The sequence below is a fragment of the Streptococcus mitis genome (assembly GCF_946190065.1).
Taxonomy (GTDB): domain Bacteria; phylum Bacillota; class Bacilli; order Lactobacillales; family Streptococcaceae; genus Streptococcus; species Streptococcus mitis_DE.
Genome location: NZ_CAMHZD010000015.1, coordinates 1 through 17,611, shown reverse-complemented (window position 1 = coordinate 17,611; position 17,611 = coordinate 1). Strand labels below are relative to the sequence as shown.

Genomic DNA, 17,611 nt, shown 5'->3' with positions numbered 1-17,611 from the left:
AGTGAGGTAATCTATGCGAATTGGTTTATTTACAGATACCTATTTTCCTCAGGTTTCTGGTGTTGCGACTAGTATTCGAACCTTGAAAACAGAACTTGAAAAGCAAGGACATGCAGTTTTTATCTTTACGACGACTGATAAGGATGTCAATCGCTATGAAGATTGGCAAATTATCCGCATTCCAAGTGTACCCTTTTTTGCTTTTAAAGATCGCCGCTTTGCCTACCGAGGTTTTAGCAAGGCGCTTGAAATTGCCAAACAGTATCAGCTAGATATTATTCACACTCAGACAGAATTTTCTCTTGGCCTGTTGGGGATTTGGATTGCGCGTGAATTGAAGATTCCCGTTATTCATACCTATCACACCCAGTATGAAGACTATGTGCATTATATTGCCAAGGGGATGTTGATTCGTCCTAGCATGGTCAAGTATCTGGTCAGAGGTTTCCTGCATGACGTGGATGGGGTGATTTGTCCGAGTGAGATTGTCCGTGACTTGCTATCTGACTATAAGGTCAAGGTTGAAAAAAGGGTCATTCCAACTGGGATTGAATTAGCCAAGTTTGAGCGTCCAGAAATCAAGCAAGAAAATCTAAAAGAACTGCGTAGTAAATTAGGGATTCAAGAGGACGAACAGATGTTGCTGAGTCTTTCCAGAATTTCTTATGAAAAAAATATTCAAGCAGTATTAGCAGCTTTTGCAGAAGTTCTGAAAGAGGAAGACAAGGTTAAACTGGTGGTAGCTGGGGATGGTCCTTATTTGGATGATCTTAAAGAGCAAGCCCAGAAACTAGAGATTCGAGACTCGGTTATCTTTACAGGAATGATTGCTCCTAGTGAGACGGCTCTTTACTATAAGGTAGCAGATTTCTTCATCTCGGCCTCAACAAGTGAAACGCAGGGTTTGACATACTTGGAAAGCTTGGCCAGTGGAACGCCTGTCATTGCTCACGGAAATCCTTATCTGGACAATCTTATCAATAACAAGATGTTTGGAACTTTATATTACGGCGAGCATGATTTGGCTGGAGCTATTTTAGAAGCTCTGATTGCAACGCCAGATATGAATGAGCATATCTTATCAGCGAAATTATACGAGATTTCAGCTGAGAACTTTGGAAAACGGGTGCATGAATTTTATCTGGATGCTATTATTTCAAATAATTTCCAGAAAGATTTAGCCAAAGATGATACGGTCAGTCAGCGTATTTTTAAAACAGTTTTGTATCTTCCGCAACAGGTGGTTGCTGTACCGGTAAAAGGCTCTAGACGGATGCTGAGGGCTTCAAAAACACAGCTGATTAGCATGAGAGATTATTGGAAAGACCGTGAAGAATAGAAAGAGGAAAAGCTATGAAAAAACAATTAATGAGAAGCGGTCGTGATAAAAAGATTGCTGGTGTTTGTGCCGGGGTGGCCCATTATCTAGATATGGATCCAACTATCGTTCGCGTAATATGGGGTGTCCTTGCTTGCTGTTACGGAGCGGGAATTGTAGCTTATATCATTTTATGGATTATCGCACCAGTAGCAACTGACTATTGAAAACTAGCTAAATTCATGCTAAGATAATAGAAAATAGAATGTAACGAAGGAGAGAAAAATGGCATTTGGAGATAATGGAAATCGTAAAAAAACGATGTTTGAGAAAATAACCTTGTTTATCGTGATTATCATGCTAGTAGCAAGTTTATTGGGAATTTTTGCAACTGCAATTGGTGCCCTCAGTAATCTATAAAATAGATTCAAGAAAATTTAGTGACTGGGATTTCCCAGCCCTTTTTTAAAGTGAGAAGAAAAAATGAGTATGTTTTTAGATACGGCCAAGATTAAGGTCAAGGCTGGTAATGGTGGCGATGGCATGGTTGCCTTTCGTCGTGAAAAATATGTCCCTAATGGCGGTCCTTGGGGTGGTGATGGTGGACGTGGAGGGAATGTCGTCTTCGTTGTAGACGAAGGACTACGTACCTTGATGGATTTCCGTTATAACCGTCATTTTAAGGCTGATTCTGGTGAAAAAGGAATGACCAAAGGGATGCATGGTCGTGGTGCAGAGGACCTCAGAGTTCGAGTGCCGCAAGGTACGACTGTGCGTGATGCAGAGACTGGCAAGGTCTTGACAGATTTGATTGAACATGGACAAGAATTTATTGTAGCCCACGGTGGTCGTGGTGGTCGTGGAAATATCCGCTTTGCAACACCAAAAAATCCTGCACCGGAAATCTCTGAAAATGGAGAACCAGGTCAGGAACGTGAGTTACAATTGGAATTAAAAATCTTGGCAGATGTTGGTTTAGTAGGCTTCCCCTCTGTTGGGAAATCAACACTTTTAAGTGTTATCACCTCAGCTAAGCCTAAAATTGGTGCCTACCACTTTACGACCATTGTGCCAAATCTAGGTATGGTTCGTACCCAATCAGGTGAATCCTTTGCAGTAGCTGATTTACCAGGTTTGATTGAAGGGGCTAGTCAGGGTGTCGGTTTGGGAACTCAGTTCCTCCGTCACATTGAGCGTACACGTGTCATCCTTCATATCATTGATATGTCAGCTAGCGAAGGGCGTGATCCATATGAGGATTATCTTGCTATCAATAAAGAGCTAGAGTCATACAATCTCCGTTTGATGGAGCGTCCACAGATTATCGTAGCCAATAAGATGGATATGCCTGAGAGTCAGGAAAATCTTGTAGAATTCAAGAAAAAATTGGCTGAAAACTACGATGAATTTGAAGAGTTACCAGCTATTTTCCCAATTTCTGGATTGACCAAGCAAGGTTTGGCTACGCTTTTGGATGCTACAGCTGAATTGCTAGACAAGACACCAGAATTCTTGCTCTACGACGAGTCAGATATGGAAGAAGAAGTTTACTATGGATTTGACGAGGAAGAAAAAGCCTTTGAAATTAGTCGTGATGACGATGCGACATGGGTGCTTTCTGGTGAAAAACTCATGAAACTCTTTAATATGACCAACTTTGATCGTGACGAATCAGTCATGAAATTTGCTCGCCAGCTTCGTGGTATGGGGGTTGATGAAGCCCTTCGTGCGCGTGGAGCTAAAGATGGGGATTTGGTCCGCATTGGTAAATTTGAGTTTGAATTTGTAGACTAGGAGACTGATATGGGAGATAAACCGATATCTTTCCGAGATGCGGATGGCAACTTTGTTTCCGCTGCAGATGTTTGGAATGAAAAGAAATTGGAAGAACTATTTAATCGTCTCAATCCAAATCGTGCTCTGAGATTGGCACGAACTAAAAAAGAAAATCCATCTCAGTAAAGAATATAACAAAATTCCGTGCCACATCAGACACGGAATTTTCTTATTCTTCAAAGAAAAATGGTGGAGCGAATTTTTTCAATTCTTCAAAGCATTTTTGAGCAGCTTCTGCATCTTCACAGATGACAAGACAGACATCATCGCCACAGAGGCTAGCAATAGCGTCGGGGAAGCTCAAGGCATCAATGATAGAACCAAAGGATTGGGCAAGTCCAGGAAGAGTTTTTAGTAGGACTTGATGTTGAACTGGGCGCATCAAGACAAGAGCATCTTCCATGTAAATTTCGAGACGTTTTTCCCATTTTGAGATAGAACCTGTATTGAGCACGTAGTAAGAGTTGTCTTCTTCTCGTACTTTTGAGAGGTTCATGCTTTTAATATCTCTCGAAAGTGTAGCTTGTGTAACTTGAATATCATTATCAGCAAGAAGAGCTTGTAGCTCAGCTTGAGTATGAATCTTGTTTTTCGTTACAAGAGCTCGTATGAGTTGGTGTCGGTGTTCAGATTTATTCATAAAATATTACTCCTTGTACTAGGTACAGAAAGCGTGGACTGAACGAAATCGTCAGTCGGGTGGTAAGCGGTATTGTCACGTATGATGATTTCAAAGTCAGTAGTATAGGACTAAATGGAGAAAATCCCACTCTTTTAACTTGTCACTAGTTGAGTGTAGATGAATTGGGTATCTATCCGTTTATCTACATTGGTGTCCTCTACTAACAGTAAATCATTCAATTAGGGTAGCCTTTTGTCACGACTTATTGTGAATTTATGATTAATGTTAATTCACAAAGATTTTTCAACATGTGGTGTGGTAGCGAGTATTATTAATGAGTACACATGTTGGTTAGGGTTTTAGTATCTTTTGTCAAAGCTTCCGTGTAGACCTATCATAAGCCTATATCGGGATTGCATTTGATACTAAGTTTATGTTTCCTTAGACTCTTCAAGTGGAAATCTTTCCATACTGAAAGTCTGTTACATTATACCTTTTGACAAGGTAAGATAAGTGTAGACTGTTCAAGATCAACAGTCAGGTGGTAAGCGGTATTGTCACGGACGGTGATTTCAAAGTCAGTAGTATAGAGTACTAAACGAAGAGTATCTCCTTCTTTTAACTTGTAAATAGTCGGTTGCAGTTCAAACTGGATATCCATCCATTCATCTGCCTTAATATCCTCTACTAACAGTAAATCATTTCTATTCTGTAAATTAAGGTAGCCTTTTGTCACGACTCGCTGTTGATTTTCACGAAATGGTAATTCACAGAGATTTTCCAACATGTGGTAGCGACCATTGTCAATGGTTCTAGCACTTAAAACAGCTGGATAAGGTTGTAGGTATTTTTTCTGTCCAAATTCTAGCAGTTGGGCTGATAATAAACCCTTGTTTGTGCTGGATTTGATGCGAAGATTGAGTTGAGCTCGACCGTTCAAGTGAATGTCTTTGATCACAGGAAGGTCAATTGTAATTTGATTGACTTTTCCTTGATAAAGTTCCGTATTGAAGGTCTGGTAGGTTTTACCATAGCGCTCAAAATCCTTATCTGAGTACTGGTTTTGAATGACTTGCTCTTCTTGCCTAAGTGAAAAGGTTTCAAAGTTATCTTGCCCACCGAAGTTATCAAGTGATAACCAAGTCTGAGGGGCTGTATTGTCCTGCCAGATAACAGTAGGCAGTTGGTAATTCGTTTCCTGTCCCAGCAATTTTTTAGTCAATAAGGCATTCATGGACTCACGGAAGTCAATAGACTGCCAGTTGTTCATATACACATGGGCGCCATTATGGAAAAAGAGATGCTTGTTGATATGAGCAGGCAGGGCATGGAACATCTGGTAAACATGAAGTGGTTTGACATTCCAATCCTGAGAACCATGAGTAAAGACAACCTCTGCTTTTACCTTATGGGCATTGAGCAAATAGTTGCGATCATGCCAAAATTGATTGTAGTCGCCAGACTTGCGATCCAGTTGCTCTTTTACTTTTTCTAAGTCAGCTTGGTGAGCTTCATTGCCACGAATATAATCGCCAGCCAAGAGATTCCGAGAGTAGGTTAGCTCAGCAAGGGAGTCAAAGTCCTCACCAGGATAACCACCTGGGCTAGTCACCAGACCGTTTTCACGATAGTAGTTGTACCATGATGAAATGCCTGCCTCGGCAATGATAACTTCTAAACCATCGACACCTGTGGTCGCTAGACCATTAGACATGGTACCTAGATAGGATAGTCCAGTTGTAGCGACTTTTCCATTTGACCAGTCAGCCTTAACTTGACGCTGGCGCGTGTGGTCGATAAAGGCACGGCAACGACCATTAAGCCAATCTATGACATTTTTATAAGCCTCGATTTGCTGGTAGTCCCCATTAGTCATGAAACCAGTAGAGTCTTTGGTACCAACCCCTGAAACATATAGATTAGCAAAACCTCGTGGAAGGAAGTAGTCGTTGAGTGTATAACTAGCGTTGATGTGCGTTAGCCTTTCCTCAGCTTCTGACACAAGCTCAGCTTGGCCTTGAGGTTGGACAAGATTGACTTGAGGTTTTTCTAGCTCAATCCTATGAGCAGGCTTAACCTCGAGCTCGCTCTCCATCTTGTAGAGAGCCTTGTCGCTCGCCTTGTCATTTGTTCCCTGATGGTAGGGACTAGCTGTCATGATGGCAGGGATTTGTCCGTCATAACGAGGACGAATAATGCTAACCTTGACTAGGTCTGGTAGACCTTTTTGGTCAGTATCGACACGAGACTCAACGTAAACGACTTCTCGAATGACATCATGGCTAGAAAAAGTAGCCAAACTCTTACCGTTAAAGTAGTGATAGTCATTATCCTCAGGAATAAGACCGTCACTAACAAGTTGGTCGATAAGAGTATTCCCTTTTTTAGTGCGAGTATTGAGTAATTGATAGAGATTTTCAATCAAATCACCGTATACGATGGGAAAACCAGTTTCTTTACGGAAAACATCACTGTCTTCAAAGTCAACCAAATAAGAAAAACCTAAAAGTTGAAAAGCCACAGTATAGAAAATATCTGCAGTCAACTCTTTATCTGATTGAAAAAATGTCAATAAGTCAGTTTCTGTATCAACTGCTAAACTTGATAGAGGATAGGAGCTGTTTTTAAAATTAAAAAAGAAACGAATAAGAAACGCTTCAAGCATTTGTTTATTTGTAATGTTGACTGGTAAATCAAATCCATACTTTTTTAATTCAAAGATAATTGTATCTCTAGGTAGCGCTAAATAGCTGAATTGATTAAAACGCATAGAACCTCCAGTGAAATTATACTTTAATTTATTATATCAAAAAATTAAAAAAATACCAAAGATAAAATCAAAAACAACAAAAATGTATTGATATATATATATATATATATAATTATTTTTCTTGAACTGATAGTGTTTTTGTGATAAAATATATACTATATAACTGTAACTTGCAGTTACATAATTAAAAAAGGAAAGTTAACATTATGTATAAATCAAAAAGACAAAAAAATAAATCTTTTGATTGGTATGGCTTAAGCCAACGTTTCTCTATTCGTAAGTACCATTTTGGTGCTGCGAGTGTGTTGTTGGGGACAGCCTTGATTTTGGGTGCTGCCCAAACGACTGCCAAGGCAGAAGAAGCAACTACTGAAAATAAAACAGAAGCCGTAACCCCTACTTCAAAAGATGCTGAGGCGGCAGCTACTCCGGCTAATGTGACCTTGCCAGCTACTGAAGCTACAACAGGTGCTCCTGTTCTAGATAAAAAAGAGTTGAGCGAAGAAGAAATCGCGAAGTTAGCTGCTGAAGTATCTAAAAAGGATGAAAAAGCATCTGAAACAGATACAGCTGAAAAAACAGAAGTATCTGACAAAGAAAAAGCAACACTAACTGCTCCTTCAACAGACAAAAAAGTTGATAAAACAGTTGATGAAAAAGCTGATAAAAAGGATGAAAAGAAAGCAGAAAATCCAATTACTGCTACAAAGAAAATCCTTGAACAATTGACTTCTGAAGCTGAAGTTCTTAATACAACTGCAGCAAACTATGCTGAGAAAAAAGTTGAAGATAAGTCTTCTAAAGAAGCTATTGCTGCTGCAGTAGCGACAGCTAAGACTGAAATTGCTGCTTCGAAGAAAGCTCTTGAAGCTGGAGAAATTACAAAGGCAGAACTAGATGCCCAACTGCAACGTATCTCATCAGCCATTGAAGCAGTGTATGCAGAGATGAAACGTGGTGGACATATCGGTAAGGTTGAGGCAGTATTGGCAGAAACAAATGCTGAAAACGCTGGTGCTAAAAACAACCCACCAAAAGAACTTACAGTAATCAAAAACCCTATGGAACTTGATGATGAAGAAGAATTAACAATCATCAGAAATGTTCGTAATGCTAACCCAGGTTTAACTTCTGAAGACCAAATCATTGTGTCTAGAACGGGCGCAAATGGGAATGCTGGTGGCGTAACGATTAAATATGCTGACGGAAGTCCAAGTGTAAGTTTTTCACCGGGGAATGTTGTAACTTCTACAGCAGGAGCTAAAAACTTAGAACAATTATCAGATTCTATTAACTGGTTTGATTTTGCTACAGCAAAAATCACGTATACAGACGGATCTACAGCATCTCGTGTTAAATATTTAGATAATGCTGTTAATAAAACATTAACAGGAACAACAGGTTCTACCGGTCGTACATTTACAGGCAAATTCACAATGTACCGTGAAGTTACATTAGGTAAAGATTACGTAGTGGATGGCGTTACTTATGCAAAAGGAACAAAAATTAGTACTCTTGACGATGCATTCTTAAAAATGGGAATTGCGAAATATGAGCAACATATTTACTACTCAGGTAGTGCCCAAAATGGTGGAGAAATTTATGAAGTTCTTCAAGAGGGAATGAAATTTAACGTTCCAACTAAAGTTGAAGGATATAACCTTGTTGCAACAGTGGCAAAATTAGGTCCTAAAACAGTAGCAACTGACCTTGCGAAAGAAAAGGGTTACACAGGAAATACCTTACGTTATAGAAAAGATAGTCCTACAGGTACAGAAAGTAATTCATTGTATAACTTGGTAGATGCTCCAGATGGTGGTGGAAGAAGAACAGATATTCTTTTAACGACTATCAATAAAGATTATAGCTATTTAGAAAAAGCAGGAATTTCCACTGCGCATAGGGAATATAAGGAGGGAGACTCTGATTATAAACCTACTGGAGAAAAACGTGACGGTCTTGTTTCTTTCACATCTTCACGTGATAACTCAAACTTTGGGGTAACATTATCGTTAAGTGCTACATACAATGGTGTACCAGTGGCGGTTAATGCTATCGTAGCTGATGGGGATGAATCTGGTAATCGTGAATTTTCACAATTCGAAACAGATGGTTCGAATTGGTCAGAATTGATGGAATTACACTGGGATAACCGCCAAGTAGATGCAAACAAAAAAGTTGTAGAAGCAGCAAACGGTAACTTAGTTGTAACCGATAATAATGGTGATGCATATCTTGACAGTAAAGGGAACCCTATTATTATCAATAGAACAAAGCAAGTTCAAGAAGAAACCGTTCAAGAGGGAGCTAATTCTTATACTCGTTACTATTTAACATCTGCAGATGGTTATAAGGTAGTAGTTTCAGAGAAAAGTAAAGCTTTAGCACTTGATGAATCAGGTAATCCATATGTGTATGATAAATCTGGAGCGTTATCAACGACAACAAAAGCAGGAATGTTTAAAGACCTAGAAGATGGTACTCGTAAGTTAGTGGATGGTGAAGGCCGTGACATCTATTTAGGATTTAACCATTCTACTGCAGGTTTAGAAACAATTGTATTACCTGCTGGAGTAACAAATCTAGAATTCGTATCAGATACACCGGAAGACACTAATAATGGCTGGAAAAAGACAAAGTTATATGGAACAGTAAATGGTGTTCGTCAACTGATAACTACCGATGCCTATGGTCATTCACTTGTTGCTAAAAATGGATATTTATTTGAAGAATGGTCAAAAGACAACCGTGTAAACGGTATTAAATTTGGAAAGTTAGAAAAAAATGCACCAAGAGTAGCAAGCGCTGGGGATTTAAGTGACTTTGCTGCTTATGGATATAATCCTTCAGAATGGGCTACGAATAAAGAAGTTTATGGTTCGAAACAATTTGGTTCAAACATTACAGCATTCAGTTCGAAAAATAAATTACCAATTGCGTTAACGCAAGATGTAAAAACATTATCATTCTACGGTAACTCATCAAGTTCTGTATCTGGAGTTGTAGGTTTCATTATTTATGATGGTGGGGATGCTCCAGCTTCATATGGCTCAGCACAGCATATTATTGGTAACTTCAATAAGACTGTAAAAGGACGTGAAGTAACAGCGACACAACCATATATCGGTAGTCAACCTGCTGACGTGGACTTCCGTTCATCCGTTAATGAACCTTCAGGGGCATGGACGTTAGATGACTTAGTTCATACAGAAAAATATCATGAATTATCTATTGGCGCAGATGCAACAGAAGATAGTCAAAGAAAACGTGTAACAAATCAACAAGGTGATGAAGGTGTATTCTTAATCACATCAACAGGTAATGCTGTTATCCGTAAAGATAATGGACAACAAATTGCTGTTAAGCAAGGAGAAGTTCTCACTACTATAGACGAAAGAACGCAAACACCAGTAACAGGTATTTATAACCAAGCAACACGTATGCTTGGTATCGGGGCTCTTCCAGACGAAGGAGTAAACCAATTAATTGACCCAGAAGCAGTAGATGATAAAGGTGAAAAAGTTGGAAGTAAAGAATATACACTTCGACAAGCTTCAGATACTGAATACGTACTATACGGTGTTCGAGCAAATCCAGGACAATACAATGAAAAAGCTTATTTACGTGGTTGGGTAGACTTTGATGGAAATGGTAAATTTGATAGTTATGAAGAATCAGAACTAATCGAAGTTACTCCAGATAAAAAAACTTACAATATCAAATTTAAAAATACACCACAGTTATTAGACACATCTATTGACAAAGTAGGAATTCGTTTACGTATTGCTTTACCAGTTAAAAATGAAAAAGGTCAAGAAGAGAAACAATTAGCATCACCTACTGGAGTTGAAGCTAGTGGTGAGGTTGAAGACTTCCAAACACACGTTGTTCACTTCCCTCGTGGAACTAGACATGAATCTAAGGACTACCAAGGACAAGAACAAACTGTTAAAATCCCAACAAATGCAATGTTTATTGCAAATGGTAAATCTAAAGATTCTGGCTATACAAACTGGGCTCAAATTAACAATGCTGAATTATCTCCAAAAATCGTATTGACAGATAAAGTTGTAAATCCAGCTACTACAGAATCAGTAGATCCAAATTCTATAAAAGATAGTACAGAATTAGGAAATAAGGGAATCGTTTCATCATTACGTAAAAATGCTGATGGTTCAATTTACACTAACGCTGATGGTAATGTGTTTATTGATAAGAAAGATGAAACAGTTTTAACAGGGAAACTAGTTAAAGTTAAAGATAAAAATAACAACGTACTAGGAACAGCTTTAGAAGTTGTGAACCCTAATAACAAAAAAACTGAGTACCTATTAGCTGAGTATAATGAATATGATAGCGTAGGGAACAAAGTAGGGACATATAAGATTAATCCTGCAACTTCAGGAGGAAATAAAGAAATTGCAGGTGGTTTCTATGAAACAACTGTAACATTCAAACCTGAAATTGGATTTGTAGGAAAAGCAAAAGGAATTGCAATCCGTGCATGGGATGACAATAATAACTCAACAGGTTGGGAAGCGTCTGATCAAACTATTGCACAATCACAAAGATCAACAACACTTGCTGATAAAGATAGAATTACTGGTAATGTTAATGATGGAGTTAACAATTACAAATCTATGGATACAACGTATATTCCAACAGTAATTGACATCAAACCAGTTGGTAAAGATGAGACTACGATTGATGAACAAGGTAAGAAGCAATCAGCAACTCCAAGAATTCCAGACCATGGTACAGTAGAGTCAATTAATAATGAACATATCGATGAAGCGAAAATCGATAAAGCTCACGTGTTAATTGATAAATCAAAACCTATTAAATTTGCGACTACTGAAAGTACAGCTGCCAAAACATATACTGAAGATACAAAGGTAACAGAAGAAACAGTTGTAACATACGAAGATGGTGGAACGGAAACATTCAAACCAGTAGATAAAATTCCTGCGGGCGCAGTTGTATTTGATAAGAACCAATCTTATCCAGTAACTGGAACAGGTAATATAACAGTAAATAAAGTGAACTATGGTGGAGGAGCTGTTCCACAAGGAGCTATTCTAACTGGATCTGAGCCAACAGCACCGGTGCCTGTAACGGTTCTTCGTAATGGAGTAGAGGTTATCGTTCCTACTGGAGAAAAACTGAAAAAAGGAGATCAACTAGTTACGCCTTTACCAGTTCACGGTGGAGCACAACGTACAGAATGGACAATTACTTATCAAAAAGGTGAAACAATTCCGGGTAAACGAACATCAACAGATTTAATATTAGCGAATGAAATTACGGTAGATCAATTATTAGGTAAAAAAGGCGATTCTATTACATTTGATGGAAAAACTTACACTAATAATAATGATACTATTCCTAAAGGAACAAAAACTCGTGGAACTGAGAAGGATTTATTAACTAAAAAACTTCCAAAAGCAACACACGTTAATCCAACAACTGGAGAAGTGACTACTGTAGAACGTCGTTACACTAAAGTGACTGATACTGAAATTGTTATTGAAAATGAAGGAACATACACATTAGTTCCGAAAACAAAAACAAATGAAAAAGGCGAAACAGTATACGAAGATGCAGAAATTGTCTTCACGCCACACCCAAGTTTTGTAGGTGTAGGTACAGGGGTAACGATTAAACAACCTGACGTCGACTATGATCATCCAGATAAAAATGATAGTGTAAGAAGCCGTTACGGAACGGACTACGGTTATGCTAAATACACACCAACAGTAACACCAAACTTAACAGCAACTATCACACGTAAGATCCACTATGTATACGAAGGTGATGCGTCTGTACCGCCTCAAGATAAAACACCAATCTTAACAATCGATGGTAAACCAGTTACAAACGAACAAACATTAACTTATAACCGTGATTATATTGTTATGTCTCAAGATGGACAAACTGAAAAAGACATCACAGTAGCTACAGAGATGACTTTAGAAAGTCCAATCACAGTTGATCGTTATGTGCGTAAAGCTACAGGAGAAGTAGTAAAAGAGGCAACTCAAGTTACTCAACTTAAACCAGGAGATGTTGTTAAAGCTGGAACACAATTACCAGCTGGAACAGTAATTGTCGGTGCATGGAAACCAATTAACCCAGAAAATGATCACTTTACAAGTATTATTTCTCCAACGCTTAAAGGTTATACTGCAGAAGTTCAATTACCAGTAACAGAATATACGAAGAAAGAAAATAATGGTGTTCAAACTCACGTGCGTAATACAAACAGTACGCCTGTAGGAACATACACACCAACTATTAAAGATGGTGAAGTGAATACAAAAGACGTAGGTGCATATGATCCATTAGTATCAGCAGTAACTGCAGATAATCAAGATGACTTTGATGTATATGTATACTATAAAGCTGACAAACAAGTAGCTCGTGTTGTTTATATCGATATGGATGCCACCAACAATGATAGACAAGGTGTTTTAGAAGTCCACACTGGTTCTACATTAGAAGCTAAAGCAGCAGCAGATGCTCAAGATTCTTCAGTTATTAAGAAAGAAGAATTAAATGGTGATTCTGCTACACGTATTAAGTATTCAACAGCAGCAACAATTGCTAAGTTTGAAGCTATGGGATATGAATTGAAACGTGATGGATTCACAAATGATGACAATGGAGACCGTGTAGTAGGTGGACGTAAGTTTGACGAAGAATCAGTTGCGGATTCAGCAAATGCTGGTGAAAAACCTCAAAACCAAACATTCTATGTATTCTTAGGACACAAACGTGATACAGGTGCTAAGACTGAAGAAGAAAGTGTAACACGTACAATCAACTATAAGTATAAGAAGGATAATACAAAAGCTGCGGATTCTGTAACAGAAACATTAAACTTCAAACGTGAAATCACAATTGACATGGCTTTAGCAGCGGCAGAATTTAAGGCGGAAACAGCAACATTCAACGCTGAAAACACTAAAGCTACACAAAAAGAAAAAGATGATGCACAGAGAGCATACAATCTAGCAGAGAAAGACTATAATGCTGCAGCAGAAAAAGTAAAAGTAGATAAAACTACTTCAACAGCATTATCAGATGCAGACAAAGCACTTGTAACTGCAGAGAAAGCATTATCAGATGCGAAAAAAGCTAATGCAGCAATTATACTAGCAGCTGAGTCTACACAAGCACAACGAGATGCAAAAGCAGCAGCACAAGAAGCAGTACAAGCAGCACAGACAGCATATGATAATGCAGTAAGTTCTCGTGATACAGCTAGAACAAACTACTTATCTGCAAATAACTCTGACTTAGCGAAAAAAGTAGTAGAAGCTCAAAAAGCATTAGATGCAGAAAACGTTAAAGTAGCAGCAGCAAAAGCAGCATACGAAGCAAAAGATAAAGATACAACAGCTTCGGCAGCTGATAAACAAGCAGCTCTTGACAAATTTGTAGATGCGAAAGCAACAGCAAAAGTTGCAGCAACAAAAGTAGCAGAAGCAAAAACAGCACTTGAAAATGCTCAAAACGAAGCAGAATCATTAAAAGATGCTAAAGAAGCTGAAGCAACTAAGAATACAGAAATTCAAAGCAGAGCTCTAACAACTGAAGAAGCAAAAACAGCAGCTCGTAACGCTTACTATGATGCAATCATTGCTAAAGTGAAAGAGGAAGCTAAGAAAGAAACTCCTGATAAGAATAAACTTGCAGTAGTAAGCTTCGGTGAATGGAAAGCTTTAGGAAGTACAGCAACGAACTTACCAGCAAATGAACAATTATCTGATTCTGAAAAACTATCTGATAATGCGTTTAACCATGTAACATCACCAACTATCGCAGGATACGTAGCAGATAAAGTGTCTATCGATAGAACAGATGCTATTGATCCATTAGCAGCTGACTACTCAGTCGATGTATTCTATGTACAAGGTGAACAACGTGCAACAGTTAAGTTCGTAGAAGTAGATCCTACAAATACGAATACTGTAGTAACACCAGGTGTAGCAGAAGATTTAGTTGAAGTTGGTAAAACAGGTGATAACTTCGCAACTCTTACTACAGATGCGGTAGCAGCAACTATTAAGAAATTACAAGATAAAGGTTATACTCTAGTATCTAATGGATTTGCAAATCCAGGAGAAGGTGTAAACAATACAACATTCGACAACGATCCTGAAGTAAATCAAGAATTCGTTGTTAAAGTGAAAGCTACGGATGTGGATATTCCATCATTCGATCCAACTAAACCATCAAGTAATGAAAATCCAAAACCAACACCAGGAGTAACACCAATCGATCCATCAAATCCATCAGGACCAAAATGGACTGAAGACTTAATCAAAGCTGTAAAAGTTCAAGAAGAAGTGACACGTACAATTAAGTATGTTTACGAAGATGGAACAGAAGTGCCAGCTGAAAAACTTACAGATGTAGCGGATAAGAAAGTTAAAACACTTACATTCACTCGTCCAGGTAAGATTAATGTAGTGACAGGAGAAATTACTTACGGAGACTGGTCAGCAAACCAAACATTCGAAAAAGTAACTTCACCAACTATCGAGAACTACACAGCAGCAGTTGCTGGAGTAACTCCAACAACACCAGATGTACCAACTAAAGAAGTAGCAGCTACAGACAAAGATATCGAAGAAGTTGTAGTGTACAAAACTAAAGTAATTACAGTGGATCCAAATTCACCAAGTTACAAAGAACCTAAGAAAGATCAACCAATCGATCCAACAGATCCAAATTCACCAAAATGGACTGATGAGTTACTAGCGAAACTTAAGAACACAGAAAAAGTAACACGTACAATTTCATACGTTTATTCAGAAGATGCAAACAAATTAAATCAAGCTGAAAAAGACGGAAATAAAGGTGGAGCTAATGTTGTTAAAGATAACACTGAAGTTACTCCATTTGTAACTGAAGTTAACTTCACTCGTGTAGCAAAAGTAAACCCAGTAACAAATGAAATTACTTATGAAGATTGGAAACCAACAACACCAGCTGGTGCAACAGCCCCTGACGATACATTAGAAGGAAAAGCAACTGTTCCAGTTATCCCAGGATATGTAGCAACAGCGGATGTAGAAAAATCTAAGACAGATGTAACATCAGTTAAAGCAGAAGATAAAGATATTACGGATAAAGTAGTGTACGAAGCTTTAGGTAAATACGTACCAGTAGTACCAGAAGGATTCACACCACCAACAATTGAAAATCCACAATATCCAAATAACAATGATGATCCATCTAAACCAGGTGATCCAACAACTACAACAACGATTCCATACGTACCAGGAACTACACCAGTAGGACCAGATGGACAACCGTTGAAACCAAAAGTAGAAGGTGATCCAAAACAAGGATATGTACCGCCAGCTCCAACAACACCAACTGGAGATACAACAATTGTGTACGTTAAAGACGGATCACAAGTTGCGGTAACGAAATTCGTAGATGTTGACGGTAAAGGATTAGAACCATCAGTAGTAGATACAGGTGATACAGGTAAAGCATTCACGAAAGATGCTGATGTAACAGCGGCGATCAACAAGATCTTAGCTCGTGGATATGAAAAAGTAGCTAACGTAAACGCAGGTGAAAAAGATTATCCATCAACGGATGCTGAAAAAGTATTTGATGCAGATGCGAAAACGAACCAAGAATTTACTGTGACATTCAAACCAATTGTTAAAGAAGTACCAGTAGATCCAGCGACACCAGGAACTAAACCACAACCTGGTCAACCAGTAGATCCAAGTAATCCAACTGGACCAAAATGGCCAAATTCGGTTAAAGATCTGAAGAATTCAGATACTGTAAAACGTACAATTAAGTATGTATACGAAGATGGAACGCCAGTAATTGATCCAGCAACGGGTGCACAAAAAGTAGTAGAACAAACTGCAGAATTCACACGTACAGCAAATGTTAACTTAGTAACAGGAGACATTACTTACGGAGATTGGACACCAGCGAAGGAACTTGTGGCAGTAGCGTCACCAACAGCAACTGATATTCCAGCGGTAGCAAACTATATCGTAAGTACAGCAACAGTACCAGCGGTAACAGTTGCGGCAGAAGCAGATGATATCACAGAAACAGTAGTATATCGTAAAGCTAAACCAGTAACGATTACACCAACTGATAATGTTCCAAATGATGATCCATCTACACCAGTAGATCCTAACAACCCAATTCAACCAGGTAAACCAATTGATCCAAACAATCCAGATGGACCAAAATGGACTAAAGACTTGATTGATAAGTTAAGAGATGCTCGTTCAGAAACAGTAACACGTACAATTACGTACAAATACTCAGATGTAACAAGTGAACTAAAAGCTGAAGACGCTGCTAAAGCAGGTCAATTAGCAGCTGACACAGTTACAAACACAGTAACATTCAAACGTCCAGTAACAATCGATCCAATTACAAAAGAATTCACTTATGGAGATTGGGTAGCTACAAATGGAACTACATTAGCAGGTAAAGCTGATCTTCCAGTAGTAGCAGGATATGTTGCAACTGGTGATGTAGAAGCTTCTAAGAAAAATGTAGAAAACGTTAAAGCAACTGATAAAGATATTACTGAAAATGTAGTCTACAAAACAGTAGGTAAATATGTACCAGTAATTCCAGATGGAATCACACCTCCTGCAAATACAAACGTAGATCCAAAACCTTATAACAATGATCCACAAGATGGTTCAAAAGTTAAAGATCCAGATCCAACGAACCCAGTGGTACCAGGAACAACAACACCAATCGTTCCACAAATCCCAGGAACTACACCAGTAGGACCAGATGGAAAACCATTGAAACCAGTTGATTCAAACGATCTAAGTAAAGGATACGTACCACCAACACCAACAGATCCAACGAAAGATACATCAATTATCTACGTTAAAGACGGATCACAAGTAGCGGTAGTACACTTTGTGGATGAAAAAGGTAACTCAGTAAACGAATCAGTAGTTGAAACTGGAGATACCGGAAAAGAAATTAGCAAATCTAATGTAGACTCAATTAAAGCTAAATTAGAAGCTAAAGGATATGAAGTAGTAGCTCC

Annotated in this window: 8 protein-coding genes; 6 read left to right on the top strand and 2 right to left on the bottom strand. The window is 38.4% G+C overall.

Annotation, left to right across the window (positions count from 1 at the left end; genetic code table 11):
* Nucleotides 1–13 precede the first annotated feature (13 nt).
* From OCF96_RS07395 to OCF96_RS07375, 5 genes are all read left to right on the top strand, one after another.
* On the top strand, nt 14–1,339 hold the full coding sequence (locus OCF96_RS07395; protein ID WP_261446825.1) for a glycosyltransferase family 4 protein: 1,326 nt from the start codon (nt 14–16) through the stop codon (nt 1,337–1,339).
* A 29-nt stretch (nt 1,340–1,368) separates the two neighbouring features.
* On the top strand, nt 1,369–1,545 hold the full coding sequence (locus OCF96_RS07390) for a PspC domain-containing protein (protein ID WP_016399487.1): 177 nt from the start codon (nt 1,369–1,371) through the stop codon (nt 1,543–1,545).
* A 58-nt stretch (nt 1,546–1,603) separates the two neighbouring features.
* The gene (locus tag OCF96_RS07385; RefSeq protein WP_000863859.1) at nt 1,604–1,738 is read left to right on the top strand and encodes a DUF4044 domain-containing protein; all 135 of its coding nucleotides are present in this window, start codon (nt 1,604–1,606) and stop codon (nt 1,736–1,738) included.
* 63 nt (nt 1,739–1,801) lie between these two features.
* A complete protein-coding gene (obgE, locus tag OCF96_RS07380) occupies nt 1,802–3,112 on the top strand; it encodes a GTPase ObgE (protein ID WP_203213267.1) in 1,311 nt (436 codons plus the stop codon).
* 9 nt (nt 3,113–3,121) lie between these two features.
* On the top strand, nt 3,122–3,280 hold the full coding sequence (locus OCF96_RS07375) for a hypothetical protein (protein WP_001808548.1): 159 nt from the start codon (nt 3,122–3,124) through the stop codon (nt 3,278–3,280).
* A 43-nt stretch (nt 3,281–3,323) separates the two neighbouring features.
* On the opposite strand, the gene OCF96_RS07370 is transcribed toward OCF96_RS07375, so the two are convergent.
* Nucleotides 3,324–3,794 carry an arginine repressor gene (locus OCF96_RS07370; RefSeq protein ID WP_001043024.1) on the bottom strand — a complete coding sequence of 157 codons (471 nt, stop codon included), beginning with the start codon at nt 3,792–3,794 and terminating at the stop codon, nt 3,324–3,326.
* 469 nt (nt 3,795–4,263) lie between these two features.
* On the bottom strand, nt 4,264–6,546 hold the full coding sequence (locus tag OCF96_RS07365; protein WP_261446824.1) for a Xaa-Pro dipeptidyl-peptidase: 2,283 nt from the start codon (nt 6,544–6,546) through the stop codon (nt 4,264–4,266).
* Nucleotides 6,547–6,752: 206 nt separating this feature from the next.
* Here OCF96_RS07365 and OCF96_RS07360 point away from each other — a divergent pair.
* The coding region (locus OCF96_RS07360) for a mucin-binding protein (RefSeq protein WP_261446823.1) at nt 6,753–17,611 on the top strand (10,859 nt) is incomplete at its 3' end.